The 16,181-nt window shown below is 57.3% G+C and carries 13 protein-coding genes; 7 read left to right on the top strand and 6 right to left on the bottom strand.

What is annotated here, in order from left to right; all coding sequences use genetic code 11:
- Positions 1-354 precede the first annotated feature (354 nt).
- The 6 genes from C1N59_RS19020 to C1N59_RS18995 all read left to right on the top strand — a co-directional run bounded on the left by C1N59_RS19020 (position 355) and on the right by C1N59_RS18995 (position 10,405).
- Positions 355-3,441 carry a beta-galactosidase gene (locus C1N59_RS19020; RefSeq protein WP_394550085.1) on the top strand — a complete coding sequence of 1,029 codons (3,087 nt, stop codon included), beginning with the start codon at positions 355-357 and terminating at the stop codon, positions 3,439-3,441.
- A gap of 50 nt (positions 3,442-3,491) precedes the next feature.
- A complete protein-coding gene (locus C1N59_RS19015; protein WP_394550084.1) occupies positions 3,492-4,736 on the top strand; it encodes an MFS transporter in 1,245 nt (414 codons plus the stop codon).
- Between the two features lie 238 nt (positions 4,737-4,974).
- Positions 4,975-6,513, top strand: coding sequence for a carbohydrate porin (locus tag C1N59_RS19010; protein WP_394550083.1), 1,539 nt, complete (start codon positions 4,975-4,977; stop codon positions 6,511-6,513).
- Positions 6,514-6,579: 66 nt separating this feature from the next.
- Entirely contained in the window at positions 6,580-7,950 is a 1,371-nt protein-coding gene (locus C1N59_RS19005) for a sucrose-specific PTS transporter subunit IIBC (protein ID WP_058707840.1), read from the top strand.
- On the top strand, positions 7,950-9,359 hold the full coding sequence (locus C1N59_RS19000) for a sucrose-6-phosphate hydrolase (RefSeq protein WP_185200091.1): 1,410 nt from the start codon (positions 7,950-7,952) through the stop codon (positions 9,357-9,359). Before C1N59_RS19005 ends, C1N59_RS19000 begins: the two co-directional genes overlap by 1 nt.
- Positions 9,360-9,388: 29 nt before the next feature.
- Entirely contained in the window at positions 9,389-10,405 is a 1,017-nt protein-coding gene (locus C1N59_RS18995; RefSeq protein WP_394550082.1) for a substrate-binding domain-containing protein, read from the top strand.
- 170 nt (positions 10,406-10,575) lie between these two features.
- Here C1N59_RS18995 and C1N59_RS18990 read toward each other — a convergent pair whose 3' ends face one another.
- The 3 genes from C1N59_RS18990 to C1N59_RS18980 all read right to left on the bottom strand — a co-directional run bounded on the left by C1N59_RS18990 (position 10,576) and on the right by C1N59_RS18980 (position 12,455).
- The gene (locus C1N59_RS18990; protein WP_394550081.1) at positions 10,576-11,004 is read right to left on the bottom strand and encodes a DUF6691 family protein; all 429 of its coding nucleotides are present in this window, start codon (positions 11,002-11,004) and stop codon (positions 10,576-10,578) included.
- A gap of 15 nt (positions 11,005-11,019) precedes the next feature.
- Positions 11,020-11,445, bottom strand: coding sequence for a YeeE/YedE family protein (locus tag C1N59_RS18985; RefSeq protein ID WP_033739072.1), 426 nt, complete (start codon positions 11,443-11,445; stop codon positions 11,020-11,022).
- 503 nt (positions 11,446-11,948) lie between these two features.
- Complete coding sequence (locus C1N59_RS18980) at positions 11,949-12,455, bottom strand: phenolic acid decarboxylase (protein ID WP_033739073.1); 507 nt, start codon at positions 12,453-12,455, stop codon at positions 11,949-11,951.
- 98 nt (positions 12,456-12,553) lie between these two features.
- Between C1N59_RS18980 and C1N59_RS18975 the strand changes: the two genes are divergently transcribed.
- Entirely contained in the window at positions 12,554-13,432 is an 879-nt protein-coding gene (locus C1N59_RS18975; RefSeq protein ID WP_394550922.1) for a LysR family transcriptional regulator, read from the top strand.
- 72 nt (positions 13,433-13,504) lie between these two features.
- Here C1N59_RS18975 and C1N59_RS18970 read toward each other — a convergent pair whose 3' ends face one another.
- Genes C1N59_RS18970 through C1N59_RS18960 form a run of 3 tightly spaced genes read right to left on the bottom strand, consistent with a single transcriptional unit; the run spans position 13,505 to position 16,085 of the window.
- Positions 13,505-13,936, bottom strand: coding sequence for a GFA family protein (locus C1N59_RS18970; RefSeq protein WP_039339024.1), 432 nt, complete (start codon positions 13,934-13,936; stop codon positions 13,505-13,507).
- Positions 13,937-13,973: 37 nt separating this feature from the next.
- On the bottom strand, positions 13,974-14,864 hold the full coding sequence (locus C1N59_RS18965; protein ID WP_033739076.1) for a siderophore-interacting protein: 891 nt from the start codon (positions 14,862-14,864) through the stop codon (positions 13,974-13,976).
- A 15-nt stretch (positions 14,865-14,879) separates the two neighbouring features.
- A complete protein-coding gene (locus C1N59_RS18960) occupies positions 14,880-16,085 on the bottom strand; it encodes an MFS transporter (protein WP_110268063.1) in 1,206 nt (401 codons plus the stop codon).
- Positions 16,086-16,181 lie beyond the last annotated feature (96 nt).

Below are 16,181 nucleotides of genomic sequence, written 5' to 3'. Positions count from 1 at the left end.
CATACGGGGCAGGTGACCGTTGGCGGAACGCCCAGATGCGCGCGTTCCGTCACCCTGGCGACCACGACGGATTACGCACCCGAACCTGCCCCCCTTCTCCTGCCGTATCATTTCACCGCGTTGCGCTGGCCTTATCAGTTTCCCGGCTGATTTCACTGACCTGTGACGGCTTCGACGTTGCCTGACCGCGCCCGCTTTGTCCTGCTTCGCCAGGCCCCCGACGCTACGTTATGCCCGAATGCGCTTTGCTGTGAGGCAGTTCACTCATTCGCCTTTCCCTGCTTTACAAGCGCTGACCTGGCTCGTAATGTCATTTTTATGTGAGCGGATAACAATTTTACGCAGGAGAGTAACATGGCCCTGGAGAGAGATTCACTGGCTGCCGTACTGGCCCGGCGCGACTGGGAAAACCCTGGCATCAGCGAACGTAACCGGCTGGAAGCCCATCCCCCTTTTTGCAGCTGGCGCAGTGCAGAAGCAGCGCGTGAGAAGCATCAGTCAGCGCACGTCCAGTGTCTGAATGGCGAGTGGCAATTTGCTTATTTCACCGCGCCCGAGGCCGTACCGGAGAGCTGGCGGACGCAGGATCTGGCCGAAGCCGCGCCGATAGCCGTGCCGTCGGTATGGCAGATGCAGGGTTATGATGTTCCCATCTATACCAATGTCACCTATCCCATCCCGGTAAATCCCCCCTTCGTTCCCGCTGAAAACCCCACAGGATGTTATTCGCTCACATTTAATGTGGATGCCGAGTGGCTGGTGTCAGGACAAACCCGAGTGGTATTCGACGGTGTGAATTCAGCGTTTAATGTGTGGTGCAACGGCCGCTGGGTTGGCTATGGTCAGGACAGTCGTCTGCCCTCGGAATATGATCTGACGGAGTACCTGGTCAGGGGTGAAAACCGTCTTGCCGTCATGGTGTTACGCTGGAGCGATGGCAGCTACCTGGAAGATCAGGACATGTGGCGCATGAGCGGCATTTTCCGCGATGTCACCCTGCTGCACAAACCGGCCACCCATATCCGCGATCTGCGTATCCGCACACATTTCAATGACGATTTCAGCCGTGCCCGGCTGGACGCCGAGGTGCGCGTCGCCGGCACGCTGGATGACGACTTACAGGTGAGCATACAGCTCTTTGCAGGCACTGAATTGGTGGGGGACGCGACATCGCCACTGGGCAGTGCGATCGTTGACGAGCGCGGCGCCTGGAACGATCGGACAACGCTGTCCCTCCGCGTGAACAATCCTGCGCTCTGGAGCGCGGAAACGCCGCATCTCTATCGGGCGGTGGTGCAGTTGCACCGGGTGGACGGCACGCTGATTGAAGCGGAAGCCTGCGATGTGGGATTCCGTCACGTCAGTATTGAGAACGGCCTGTTGTTACTCAATGGCCAGCCACTGCTTATCCGCGGCACCAACCGTCATGAGCACCATCCTGTCCACGGCCAGGTGATGGATCGCGACACGATGGTGCAGGACATTCTGCTGATGAAGCAGAATAACTTTAACGCCGTGCGCTGCTCCCATTATCCCAATCATCCTCTGTGGTACAGCCTGTGTGATTATTACGGGCTGTATGTGGTGGATGAAGCCAATATCGAAACCCACGGCATGGTGCCAATGAATCGCCTGAGTGACGATCCGGCCTGGCTGCCCGCGATGAGCCAGCGCGTTACGCGCATGGTGCAGCGTGACCGCAATCACCCCTGCATTATTATCTGGTCTCTGGGCAATGAATCAGGCCATGGTGCCAACCATGATGCGCTCTACCGCTGGCTGAAAAGCGAAGATCCGTCCCGTCCGGTGCAGTATGAAGGCGGCGGCGCCAACACGGCGGCCACTGACATCATTTGCCCGATGTATGCGCGCGTCGATCAGGACCAGCCGTTCCCGGCGGTGCCAAAATGGTCGATTAAGAAATGGCTGTCGATGCCGGGCGAGCAGCGGCCGCTGATTCTGTGTGAATACGCCCATGCGATGGGCAACAGCCTGGGCGGCTATGCGAAGTACTGGCAGGCCTTCCGTCAGTATCCCCGCCTGCAGGGCGGTTTTGTCTGGGACTGGGTCGATCAGTCTTTAATTCGGTACGATGAGAACGGCGAAGCCTGGTCCGCTTATGGCGGTGACTTTGGCGATACGCCCAACGACCGTCAGTTCTGCATGAACGGGCTGGTTTTTGCCGACCGGACGCCGCATCCGTCGCTGTATGAAGCGCGCCACGCACAGCAGTTCTTCCAGTTCAGCCTGCTGCCCGGCAGTGAGCGCACGCTGGAGGTCACCAGCGAATACCTGTTCCGCCATAGTGACAATGAAATTCTGCACTGGTCCGTGGCCCAGGACGGGAATCTGCTGGCGACAGGTGAGGTCACGCTCGACATCGCACCGCAGGGCCGTCAGCGCATCACCCTGCCCGCCATGCCACTGCCAGAATCCGCAGGGCAACTGTGGTTAACGGTGCGCGTAGAGCAGCCGCAACCTACCGCCTGGTCCGAAGCCGGACACATCAGTGCCTGGCAGCAGTGGCCGCTGGAGACGATTCTTGATATCGCGCCTGCGTCTGTGGCCGCCAGCGCCCCCGTGCTTGAGCGCAGCGAAGACCGCTTTAGCGTGGTGGTGAATAACCAGCGCTGGGCGTTCAGTCGGGAGCAGGGCGTCCTGACGCAGTACTGGATTGATGAAAAAGCACAGTTACTGTCGCCGCTGACGGACCAGTTCACCCGCGCGCCACTGGATAACGATATCGGTGTCAGCGAGGCCACCCGTATCGATCCCAACGCCTGGGTTGAGCGCTGGAAAGCGGCGGGGCATTACCAGGCGGACGTTATCACCCTGCAGTGTAGCGCGGAAACGCTCACCGATGCCGTACTGATTACCACCGCGCATGCCTGGCAGTTCCAGGGCAAGACCCTGTTTGTCAGCCGCAAAACATACCGTATCGATGGCTTTGGTGAGATGCAGGTGACGGTCAATGTCGAGGTCGCCCGCGATACGCCGTATCCGGCCCGCATCGGGATGTGTTGCCAGCTAGCGGAGGTGGCTGATCGGGTGAACTGGTTAGGTCTGGGTCCCCATGAAAACTACCCGGATCGCCTGACCGCGGCCTGTTTTGATCGCTGGGATTTATCGCTGGACGACATGTACACGCCGTATGTCTTCCCCACCGAGAACGGCCTGCGCTGTGGCACGCGTGAACTGCGGTACGGTGTCCATCAGTGGCGCGGTGATTTTCAGTTCAACATCAGCCGCTACAGCCAGAAACAGCTGATGGATACCCGCCATCGCCACCTTTTGCAGCCTGAAGCAGGCACCTGGCTCAACATTGATGGCTTCCATATGGGCGTCGGCGGCGATGACTCCTGGAGTCCGTCGGTGTCCCCTGAATTCCTGCTTAGTGCCGGACGTTATGGCTACCAGTTTACCTGGGGGCAACAAAAGTAACTTAGCGGGCAGGCTCCGGCCTGCCTGACTCTCGCATAAGGAAGTCCGCTATGTACTATTTAAAAAATACTAACTTTTGGTTGTTTGGCCTTTTCTTCTTCTTTTACTTTTTCATCATGGGTGCCTATTTCCCGTTCTTCCCCATCTGGCTGCATGATATTAATCACATCAGCAAAGGGGACACCGGCATTATCTTCGCCAGTATTTCGTTGTTTTCGTTACTGTTCCAGCCGCTGTTTGGGCTGCTTTCCGACAAACTCGGGCTGCGCAAACACCTGTTATGGGTGATCACCGGCATGCTGGTGATGTTCGCCCCTTTCTTTATTTATGTATTTGGCCCGCTCCTGCAGGTGAATATTCTGGCGGGTTCGGTTGTGGGCGGTATTTATCTGGGCTTTATCTACAATGCGGGGGCACCTGCAATTGAAGCTTATATTGACAAAGTCAGTCGCCGCAGCCATTTTGAATTTGGCCGGGCCCGTATGTTTGGCTGCGTTGGCTGGGCACTGTGCGCCTCTATCGTCGGCATCATGTTCACCATTAATAACCAGTTTGTTTTCTGGTTAGGCTCTGGCTGTGCCGTGATCCTGACGCTGCTGCTGTTCTTTTCACGCACCAGCAATTCCTCATCTGCCACGGTGGCGCAGGCCGTGGGGGCGAACCAGTCCGCGTTCAGTCTGAAGCTGGCACTGGAGCTGTTTAAGCAACCCAAACTGTGGTTTTTGTCGTTATATGTTGTGGGCGTTTCCTGTACGTACGATGTATTTGATCAGCAGTTCGCCAACTTCTTTACCTCGTTCTTTACGTCGGGTGAGCAGGGCACGCGCGTCTTTGGTTACGTCACCACGCTGGGCGAATTGCTGAACGCCTGCATCATGTTTTTTGCGCCGCTCATCGTTAACCGTATCGGCGGCAAAAATGCCTTGTTGCTGGCGGGCATGATCATGTCTGTGCGCATTATGGGCTCCTCTTTTGCCACCACGGCGGTAGAGGTGGTGATCCTGAAAACATTACATATGTTTGAGATCCCTTTCCTGATCGTCGGCTGTTTTAAATACATCACCAGCCAGTTTGAGGTGCGCTTCTCCGCCACGATTTATCTGGTGTGCTTCTGCTTCTTTAAGCAGTTAGCGATGATTTTTATGTCGGTACTGGCGGGCAATATGTACGAAAGCATTGGCTTCCAGGGCGCGTATCTGGTGCTGGGCTGTATTGCACTGGCCTTCACGCTGCTTTCCGTCTTCACGCTCAGCGGGCCAGGGCCGCTGACAGCGTTACGTCGGCAGCCTGTCTGACGCACAATTATCCCCTTAACACTGGGCAGGAGACTGCCCATTGCTTTGTCCGCGCCCCCCGCTTTTTGCCGCTTCCTTTCCCACCACATCGTGTCGTTTTGCGAACTGACTCACAATCATAAAAACGGTTTAGCAAATTGCTTTGCCTGGAAATCCGGCGATCAATATTATCCAAAACCTAAACCGGTTTAGCAAAATGACAACACCACGACTTGAACCTTTCTGGAATGGCAAAACGATGAGAAAAAAGAGACTTGCTGCAACCGTTGGATTGTTGCTCTGCGCAGGCCCGGCTCTGGCTGCGGAACCGAGCATGAGCAGTATCGAAGCCCGGCTGGCTGCGCTGGAAAAGCGCCTGCAGGCGGCTGAGCAGCGTGCTGACGCCGCCGAACGTCGCGCAAACGCCGCAGAAAAACAGGCCGCTTCAGCAGAAAAACAGGCCCAGCAGCTTGCCAGCGCACAACAGCAAACCCAGGCCACTGCCACCCAGGTGGAACAGCGCACGGCGAAACTGGAACAGAAGGCGAGTGATGACGGGGGCTTTGAATTTCACGGCTATGCGCGTTCTGGCTTATTAATGAACAGCTCGGCGGCCAAAACGCAGGGCGGCCCGACCGTGACGCCGGCAGGGGAAACCGGTGGGCATGTCGGGCGCTTAGGCAACGAACCGGATACCTATGTCGAACTGAATCTGGAACATAAGCAAACGCTGGAAAACGGGGCGACCACCCGCTTTAAAGCCATGCTGGCCGACGGTCAGCGGACCTATAACGACTGGACGGCCGCCAGTAGCGATCTCAACCTGCGGCAGGCGTTTGTGGAACTCGGTCAACTGCCCACCTTTACGGGCGCGTTCAAAGACACCACCGTCTGGGCGGGGAAACGCTTTGACCGTGACAATTTCGATATTCACTGGATCGACTCCGACGTCGTGTTCCTCGCCGGGACCGGTGCCGGTATTTACGACATGAAGTGGAGCGATCAGGCTCACAGCAACCTGTCGCTCTACGGGCGCACCTTTGGTGATATCGAAAACAACGATAACACCGCACAGAACTACATTCTGACAGCCAACAACTATTACGGCCCGTTCCAGCTGATGCTCAGCGGTATGCGCGCCAAAGACAATGACGATCGGCTGGACGTGAATGGCCTGAAAGTGAAAGGCGATGCTGCGAATACCGGTCTGCATGCCCTGGTGGGGCTGCACAACGACAGCTTTTATGGTCTGCGTGAAGGAACGGCGAAAACCGCGCTCTTGTATGGTCACGGCTTAGGTGCAGAGGTCAAAGCCATTGGGTCCGACGGCGCATTGCTGCCGGATGCGGATACCTGGCGTCTGGCCAGCTACGGGATCACCCCACTGGGCGGCGGCTGGCATATCGCTCCGGCGGTGCTGGCGCAGAGCAGTAAAGATCGTTACGCCAAAGGCGACAGCTATCAGTGGGCGACCGCCAACATGCGCCTGATTCAGGGGCTGACGGAGAATTTCGAAATGCAGTACGAAGCCACCTATCAATATATGGATCTGCGTCCGGAGGGCTTCAATCAGCGTAGCGCAGTGAGTGGTAACTTCTACAAACTGACCGTTGCGCCTACGTTGAAAGCCAGCAACGTAGGGGAATTCCTGAAACGTCCAGAAATTCGCCTTTTTGCCACCTGGATGGACTGGGATCACCGACTGGACAACTATGCGCGCGGCGATGCGTTTGGCAGCAGCGGCTTTGAAGCCGGCGGTGAATGGAACTTCGGCGTACAAATGGAAACCTGGTTCTGACCGGGCGGCCCTGTAGGGCCGTTTCAACCGGGTTGACAACATTACACGACAACACAGAGGTTTTTTATGGATTTTGTACAAATCTCCCGCGCATTACTGCCGCTGCTGGGAGGCAAAGAAAATATTGCCAGCGCAGCCCATTGCGCAACCCGGCTCCGGCTGGTGCTGGTCGAGGATGCCAAAGCGGATACCACCGCGATTGGTAAAATCGACGGTGTGAAGGGCTGTTTCCGCAACGCGGGCCAGCTGCAGGTCATTTTTGGGACTGGCGTGGTCAACAAAGTCTATGCGGCTTTTGTGGCGGAAGCGGGCATCAGCGAGTCCAGTAAATCGGAAGCGGCCGACATTGCGGCCCGTAAGCTCAATCCCTTCCAGCGTATCGCCCGGTTGCTGTCGAATATTTTTGTCCCGATTATTCCGGCGATCGTTGCCTCCGGCCTGCTGATGGGCCTGCTGGGCATGGTCAAAACCTATGGCTGGGTTAACCCGGAAAACGCCCTGTATATCATGCTGGATATGTGCAGTTCGGCGGCGTTTATCATTCTGCCGATTCTGATTGGCTTTACGGCGGCCCGTGAGTTTGGTGGTAACCCGTTCTTAGGCGCTACGCTGGGCGGTATTCTGACGCATCCTGCGCTGACTAATGCCTGGGGCGTGGCGGCCGGTTTCCATACCATGAACTTCTTTGGTATCGAAGTGGCGATGATTGGCTACCAGGGCACGGTCTTTCCGGTCCTGCTGGCCGTGTGGTTTATGAGTCTGCTGGAAAAACAGCTGCGCCGCATCATCCCGGATGCTCTCGATCTGATCCTGACGCCCTTCCTGACGGTGATCATCTCTGGCTTTGTGGCACTGCTCATCATTGGCCCGGCCGGGCGCGCGTTGGGGGATGGTATCTCCTTTGTGCTCAGCACCCTGATTGCCCATGCAGGCTGGCTGGCCGGATTGCTGTTTGGCGGGCTGTATTCCGTTATCGTGATTACTGGTGTGCATCACAGTTTCCACGCGATTGAAGCTGGCTTGCTGGGTAACCCGTCTATCGGCGTCAATTTCCTGTTGCCGATATGGGCGATGGCTAACGTGGCACAGGGCGGCGCATGTCTGGCCGTGTGGTTCAAAACGCAGGATGCCAAAATCAAGGCGATTACTTTGCCCTCTGCGTTTTCTGCCTTGCTGGGCATTACCGAAGCGGCCATCTTTGGTATTAACCTGCGCTTCATGAAGCCCTTCATCGCCGGCCTGATCGGGGGAGCCATCGGCGGTGCCTGGGTGGTGTCGATGAAAGTGTATATGACGGCGGTGGGCCTGACGGGCTTACCCGGTATGGCGATCGTTCAGGCCAGTTCGCTGCTGAATTATATTATTGGTATGGTTATCGCCTTTAGCGTCGCCTTTGTGATCGCCTTCCTGCTGAAATACAAAACGGACTCTGAATGATGGCTAACAACACTCTGCTGCCCGCCATGCTGAAGGCGGTAATGAAAGGCCAGCCTAAAGCACGCGAGGACAGCCACTATCCGGGCTGGCACCTGGCACCGGTCACCGGGCTGCTTAACGATCCCAATGGGTTTATCCATTTCGACGGGCACTATCACCTGTTCTACCAGTGGAACGCCCTGGGCTGTGAGCATAAGCATAAATGCTGGGGCCACTGGCGCTCTGCGGATTTGCTGCACTGGTCGCATGAACCTGTCGCCTTGCTGCCAGACGAAGAGTACGACCGGAGCGGCTGCTATTCAGGCAGCGCGGTAGACGATAATGGCACCTTAACCCTGTGTTATACCGGCAACGTTAAGTTTGCCGACGGCTCCCGTACCGCCTGGCAGTGCCTGGCGGTGCAGAACCCTGACGGGGGATTCGATAAGCTGGGGCCGGTGCTTCCCCTGCCGGCGGGCTACACCGGCCATGTTCGTGATCCGAAAGTCTGGCGTCATGGCGCACACTGGTACATGGTGCTGGGCGCGCAGGACAAGCAGCTCAAGGGCAAAGTCCTGCTACTGCGCGGAAGCGATCTGCACCACTGGGAAAACCTCGGCGAAATTGCCGGTAGCGGTTTGGGTGGACTGGGCGAAGCCGGTTATATGTGGGAATGCCCGGACATGTTCACCCTGGGAGAATCGACGTTTTTGATCTGCTGTCCTCAGGGCATTGAACGGGAAGAGAAACGCTTTCTGAACAGCCATCCCTGCGCCTGTCTCAGCGGCACGCTGGATTATGAAAACGCCCGCTATACGCACGGGGGGTTCACTGAGCTGGATGCGGGGTTTGAATTCTATGCGCCGCAGACCACGCTGACCGAGGATGGCCGTCGGCTGCTGGTGGGCTGGATGGGCGTCCCGGACGGGGAGGAGATGCATCAGCCTACCGTGAAATTCGGCTGGATTCATCAAATGACCTGTATCCGGGAACTGAGCGCGCGCGACGGTAAACTGTACCAGCAACCGGTGGCGGAACTGCAGGCGTTGCGCGGCGAGACGCAGCGCTATCACGGCAACGCCAGTCAGGCTCCGTTACTCGCTGCACAACGGCTTGAGCTGATGCTGGAATCAGGCGGCGGGATCACGCTGGATTTCGCCGGTTCACTGCTGCTGACCTGGCATGCGGATGCATTGTGCCTGGCGCGCCGCAGTCTGGAAACCGGCGAATGGCTTTACCGCCACTGGAACGGGCGGGCGCACAAACTGCATATTTTGTGTGACCACTCCAGCGTAGAGATTTTTATCAATGACGGAGAAGGCGTGATGAGTAGCCGTTACTTTCCCACGCATCCGGCGGAGTTACGCCTGCGCGGTAGCGCAGAAGTCACGGCCTGCTACTGGTCGTTACGATCCTGCATGGTAGAATAAGCCCTTGTTTCCTTAACCGAAGCACCGTCGTGAAAAAAACAAAGCGCGTTACCATCAGTGATATCGCTGCGCTGGCCGGGGTGTCAAAAGCCACGGCCAGCCTGGTGCTTAACGGGCGCGGTAAAGAACTGCGCGTGGCGCAGGAAACGCGTGAACGCGTCATGGCCCTTGCTCAGCAACATCACTACCAGCCCAGCATCCACGCGCGTCTGCTGCGTGAAAATCGCAGCCATACGTTGGGGCTGGTGGTGCCTGAAATCACCAACTATGGTTTCGCCGTGTTTTCTCACGCGCTGGAAAACCTGTGCCGTGAAGCGGGTCTGCAACTGCTGATCTCCTGCACCGATGAAAATGCCAGTCAGGAAACCCTGGTGGTCAACAATCTGGTCTCGCGTCAGGTGGATGGTTTGATCGTCGCCTCCAGTCAGCAGAGCGACAGCGACTACCTGAAGCTGAGCGAGCAACTGCCGGTCGTGCTGTTTGACCGCCACGTAAATAACAGCAGTTTGCCGCTGGTGATAACGGATTCACTAACGCCAACTGCCGAGCTGGTAGAACGTCTGGCGCGCGCGCATCCTGATGAGGTTTATTTTCTGGGTGGGCAGCCGCGCCTGTCACCGACGAAAGATCGGCTGGCTGGCTTTATGCAGGGCCTGGCGCGGGCGGGCGTCACGCCGCGACCGGAATGGATCATCCAGGGCAACTACCACCCCAGCAGCGGCTATGAGATGTTTGCCGCGCTCTGTGCGCGGTTAGGCAGGCCGCCGAAAGCCGTGTTTATCGCCGCCTGTGGCTTACTGGAAGGGGTTTTGCGCTACATGAGCCAGCACCATTTGCTGGAGAGTGATATCCATATCGCCAGTTTCGACGATCACTATTTATATGACTCGCTGTCACTGCATATCGATACCGTAGAGCAGGATGTGCCGCGCCTGGCGCAGGAGTGCTTTTCGGTCATCACGCAAATGATTCAGGGGCAGGACCTGGCGGAGCGGCAGATCGTTTTGCCCGCCAGGCTGCGCTACCGCTCCTCGCTGGCGGGGTGATCCGGTTCAGCGGCAGGCCACAAGCGTGGTTCAGGTAACCGATCCCGTGCTGTTGCCACTCCGTTTCTGCATCAGGGCCAGATTACGGACAGGGCTCACGAAACGGGGACGGCATCAGGCCGTGCTTCGCCATGTGGCCATCTGAACGTTTTCATGATGGCCAGTTGGGATTACTGACCACGCGATAACGTGCGGCTGTCGAGCCACTCAAAAAGCAGCATGCCTGCCAGCATCGCCAGGACAAAGACAATGCCTTTGAGCACGCCGCCGCCGAGCAGGACCAGCGCCGGGCCGGGGCAGATGCCCGCCAGTCCCCAGCCGATGCCAAACAGGGCCGCGCCGCTGATGAGCCGTTTATCCAGTGTGCGGTTGTCAGGCAGATAAAACGTTTCCTCAAAGACGGGCCGCTTGCGTCGGGAAGCCAGCCAGAACGTTACCAGCCCGGCGATAACCGCGCCGCCCATCACCAGCGCCAGAGAGGGATCCCAGGCGCGGGTAATGTCCAGAAAACCCAAAACCTTCGCCGGATTCGCCATGCCGCTGACGAGCAAGCCCGTGCCAAACAACAGTCCACTAAGCAGAGAAAATAAAACGACCATCGTGCCTCCTGATGTTTACCCGTGACCCATCATGCCGACGGTCAGCATGGCGGTTAACATAAAGACCAGTGTCGCCACCAGTGAGCGCGGCGACAGTCGCGATAAACCACAGACGCCGTGACCGCTGGTACAGCCCGAGCCCAGGCGCGCGCCCAGGCCCACCAGTAAGCCGGCCAGCACCAGGCGTCCCCATGAGGCGTCAATGTCGATAGCGGGCAGCGCGCTGAATAACTGAAACACCAGCGGTGACAACACCAGGCCCGCAATGAACGCGAACCGCCACGGCTTGTCAGCCGACTGACGTTTCAGCAGGCCGCCCAGAATGCCGCTGATACCGGCGATGCGGCCACAAAATAGCACTAACAGACCCGCCGCTGCGCCAATCAGCAGGCCACCTGCCAGACTCTGAATCGGCGTAAAATGGTCCAGATCGATATGCATTACCGTTGACTCCATGTGATCTGCCAATGCGTGCTTTAAACACGCCCTGTTCCAGCTAGCGTTCACCGTCGCTCTCAGGTGAACGACCGCGATTGCGCTTTACCTGCAACGCCCATGCGCCTCAGCGCAAATAACGTGGTCGCGCTGCGGTGGCCGGGCAATATCTTCTGCTGACGACTGTCACAGGCTATTTTCACACAGCTGACGTCCTGTGCTTACCGGCTTTTAAAGCAGGATGACGGCATCTGCCGTCTTTATCAATCGGCTTCGTGTGAGGCACATAAAAGTTCTGTGCACAGATCTGTTTTGCGCCAGGTGAACGGGGAGAGGGTACGGACAGAGGTGGATGTCCGGACAGGATAAAAGAGGCGTGATAAGGGAAAGGAACCGGTCAGGGATAACCGCCAGTAAAGATCAACCGGGCCAGATTGCATTGGCGGAATCGTATTGCTGTGTACGTCTTGGTGAACAAAAAGGGGCTTAGCCCCTTTCCTGCCTGGTGACTATTTTAAGTTTTCAGGGAAATTCGCCGGCAGCTCGCTTGCCGCGCAGGCAATCACGTCTTCGTTATTTTTTCCGGCATCCCGTACAAAGGTAATCGTGGCAAACTCATCGATCACTTCGATTGGGTAGGTTGGGCCCGCATCGCGGTATTTCGCCATTTCGTCCAGATGGTCGTTCTGGAAACAGACGGTACGTTCAGGATTATTGATGACCCAGCGTGGGAAGAAAATGGTGCCGTGGAACAGCTTGTCGCTCATGTTGGCAATCAGGCTGACGCTGGTGCCGGTAGGTTCGGTCCAGGACACTTTATAGCTATTTTCCGCGACTCTGACGATATAAACGTGTTGGTCTTTGACCCAACGATTGCCCACCATCCCGCTGTGGATACGATAATCAATGGTGTCTTCGTTTTTAATGTACAGCTCATAATTCCAGCCGTTGTCGTAGGTATAAACCAGATGTTTACCTGTGAAACCGTCAAGATTGTGTTTGTCGAAGCTGCTCATCTTTCGTTCTCCTCTGTTGGTGAACCCAGCTTAGTCATTCACTTTATGAATTAAAAACGCTAATTTATGATGAAAACCATTCAAAAAATGGATTAATGATGCATAAAACCACGCTGGAACAATGGAGCCTGCTGGATAAGGTTATGAAAGAAGGCAGCTTTGCAAAAGCCGCCAACCTGACCAACCGCAGCCAGTCCTCCGTCAGTTACAATCTTGCCATGCTGCAACAGCGTATTGGCATCACCTTACTGCACATTGAGGGGCGCAAAGCGGTACTTACGCCCGCCGGTGAATTGCTGCTGGCGCAGGTGCGGCCGCTTCTTAAGGCGTTTCATTCGCTGGAGGCGTATGCGGGCGCCATACGCAGCGGCGTCAGAACCAAACTGGATCTGGTGGTGGACAGCATCTTTCCGCGCCGCCGCCTGTTCGCTGTCCTGAAAACCTTTCAGCAACGCCACCCACACACGCAAATTAATCTCACCGAAGTGCTCGAAACCGATACCGATTATGCTGAGGCCGATGTGATGGTGGTAACCCAGCGTCAGGATATGGCCGGGCGGGGCGAATGGTTGATGAACGTGGATTTTGTCGCTGTGGCGCACCGCGATCACCCCTTGCATCAATGCGGCGTAGACCTGGATGAGGAACAACTGGCGCGGTATCCGCTGATTCGCATTGCGGATCGCGAACATTTTACAGTGCAGAATGAAAGCAGCAGTGGCGATTACTGGTCTTTCTCAACCATTGACGCGGCGGTAGAAGCGGTAATGCATCAGGTGGGCTATGGCTGGATTCCGCAGGAGCGCATCCGTCACGAACTGGCAAAGGGCATTCTGAAGATATTGCCGCTTCGGCATGGGGTGCGCCGCGCCACCACGCTGCATCTGCTGATTAAAAAAGACATTATCATGCTGGATCCGCCCATCGCGACCTTACTTGACCTGCTGAAAACGGCACCGCAAACGGACGTACCGTAACGGGCGCCACGGGCCGGGCAGACGATCCGCCACGGCACAGCTTTCGTGAGCCAGTTACGCGGCGGACTGGATTTACGGTGTGACGTGCAGGGCGTGAAGCAGGGCATCCAGCGAGTCAGGAGCCTGCTGATGGCGGTTTTCAACCGGATGACCGCTCCACGACAGGGCATCGTCCAGGCAATAGTCGCCGGCGCAATGCAGATCAAGATCGTCATCCAGCAGGCCAATCGGCAGCCAGATCAGCGGCCGGTCACGTAAGTCGTTCGGCACGGTGGATCCACAGTTCCTGCAGAAGTCATTGCGGTATCCCTGCGGGCGACGCCAGCTGGCGATAAAGGTTTCACCGGCCAACCAGCGAAAGTGGTCTGCATTAACGATCGTCGCCAGATTATGGCCCGTGCCGGTCTGGCGACGACACAGCGAACAGTGGCAGCGGTAAAAATGACTGGGCTTTTGTGTCAGCCTGAATACCACCGTTCCGCATAAACAACGTCCTGAAATCATGCTGGCTTCCCTGAATAAAATGCGCTTAAGAAGACGCTTAGTGTGCCCGCTTTTTGGCCCAGTACGCCATAAAGTTAATCGCTTCGCGATCAACGCCGCGCTCGCCAATCAGATGGCGACGCAGCAGTTTCACGACGGTCGATTCGGCGGCCACCCAGCCGTAAAATTCATTGTTGCGCGCCTGCGCACGATCCCACAGTAACTCACCGTCTTCCTCTTCCTGCACGGCCTGCTGCTGGCCGCCATCGGGTACGCTGACCTGGGACTGAATTGCCGCGATCAGGCATTCACCATGTGAAGCAAACGCAGGTTTGCGGGGCAACCACACAATGTCGGCAAACGCGTACGCCTGTAAATCGACGCAATCCTCAGCATCCGGCACCTCAAAAAAAGCCTGAACCCGGGGCGGATGGGGCTGGCGGGCCAGCAATTCCAGAATGCCTTTCGCGGCAGGCAAGGCGGTTTCATCGGCAATCAGCAGCGCATTGCGCAGGCCGTCTGGCGGCGTCCATTCATAGCCACCGCTGTCGGCCTCAAACGCCGCATTCGGCGCAACGATCACCAGGCTGTCGCCCGGTTTCGCGTTGATGGCCCAGGCCGAGGCCGGACCTTCTGTACCGTGGCTGACAAACTCAATGGTCAGCTCCTCACGTTGGACATCCAGGTGGCGCAGCGTATAGGTGCGCAGCAGCGGCCGCTGCGCTTTGGGCAGCGACAGAATCGTCTGGTACCACTCATCGTTATTGGGCAGGTCGGGCAGGCTGCCATCTTCGGCAGGCAGCAAAATCTTAATCCGCTGGTCGGGCGCATCCGATTTCATCTGTGCCACGTCGGGCCCGTTAAACACCAGGCTCAGCATCGAAGGTGAAAGGTGATGTTTGCGGGCCAGTTTGACCTCAAAAAGGCGGTAAGCAGGGACGTCAGCCATCGTCGTTCCTTGTGGTTAATGAGCCGATAAGGCTGATCTTGAACGCCAGATCAGCCCCGACAGGGCAATAAAGAGCATGGCGGCAGTGAGTGCGGCGGCAATCAGCGCGGCTTCGCCGTGCGAGTGCGTGATCACTGGCACCAGAAGGGCACACAAGCCATAGCCCAGCGTATGGCTGGTGGCGATCCAGCCTGCTCCGGCGCCGTCTGCCAGCGTGTCGTTGAGCAGCAACTGATAGGCGGGTGTGCCGAGCGCTGCACCGAACGACATCACGGCACAGCCGACATAAAACAGCCAGAGCGGCGTGGTCAGCATCATGCCCAGGCCCAGCGCCATCAGGATCCCGGCGCTGATTAACAGTGAAAGCGGCGTCAGTAACTGCGGACGCAACACCAGAAACTGCGCACCCAGTGACGCGATGGCGGCAACGCTCAGCAGCCAGGCAACCTGATGGCTTATCGCCGCCGTCTGCCCGGCAAATTGTCGGGCCAGCGCCGGAGACAGCCCCAGTTGCATCAGGCTGACGGTGGCCGCCAGCAGCAGGGCGCATAGCAGGTAGGGCAGGCAATGAGGGCGCAGGCGGGCGTTTTTACGCGTCACCGCTGGCTGCGGGGCCGAACGTTGTAACGGCAGCAACAGGGCCAGCGCCAGTAGCGGCGCCACCACCAACAGCGCCAGCGGGGCCAGCGGATGAATCACCAGCATTCCGGCCGCGCAGAGGGGGCCAAAAAGTCGGCCACAGCTCAGGCCGGAGCTGATGGTCGCCAGCGCCGTCATGCGCTTCTCTTCGCCCGCCCGGTGCAGCGCCCATACCTGACAGGCGGGCACCATGGCCGATACCATCAAACCATAAAAAACCCGGGCAATAATTAATATGCCTAATCCAATCGGTGCGCTGACGGCCTGCACAGACAGCAGCGCACAGCCCAGACCGAGCAGCAAAAAGCTGGTGCCGTAACCGGCCAGCGACCACAGGACCACTGGTTTACTTCCCTGACGGGCAATCTGCTTTCCCCACCACGGCGACGCGGGCAAAAACAACATGGAGCCGAGCGTTAACAGTCCTGCCCACACCGACAGGCTCAGGCTGGTCTGAGCAACCAGCACCGGAATCGCGACCAGCAGGCCATTTTGTCCCACACCCAGCAACCCGGCGCTGATGGCTAAAGGCCAGTTTGCTAACGCTTTTTTTTGCGTCATGGCCAGTTCAGGAGATGTCACGATGTTGCTAACCCGTATCTTTGTTGTATGTATTTGTAAAATTTATTCTGCCAATTCTAACAATTGTCGTTGATAATGAGAACTGTTATCGGCAGA

Source organism: Pantoea sp. SGAir0183 (assembly GCF_043545505.1).
This window is presented reverse-complemented; position numbering and strand designations above follow the sequence as displayed.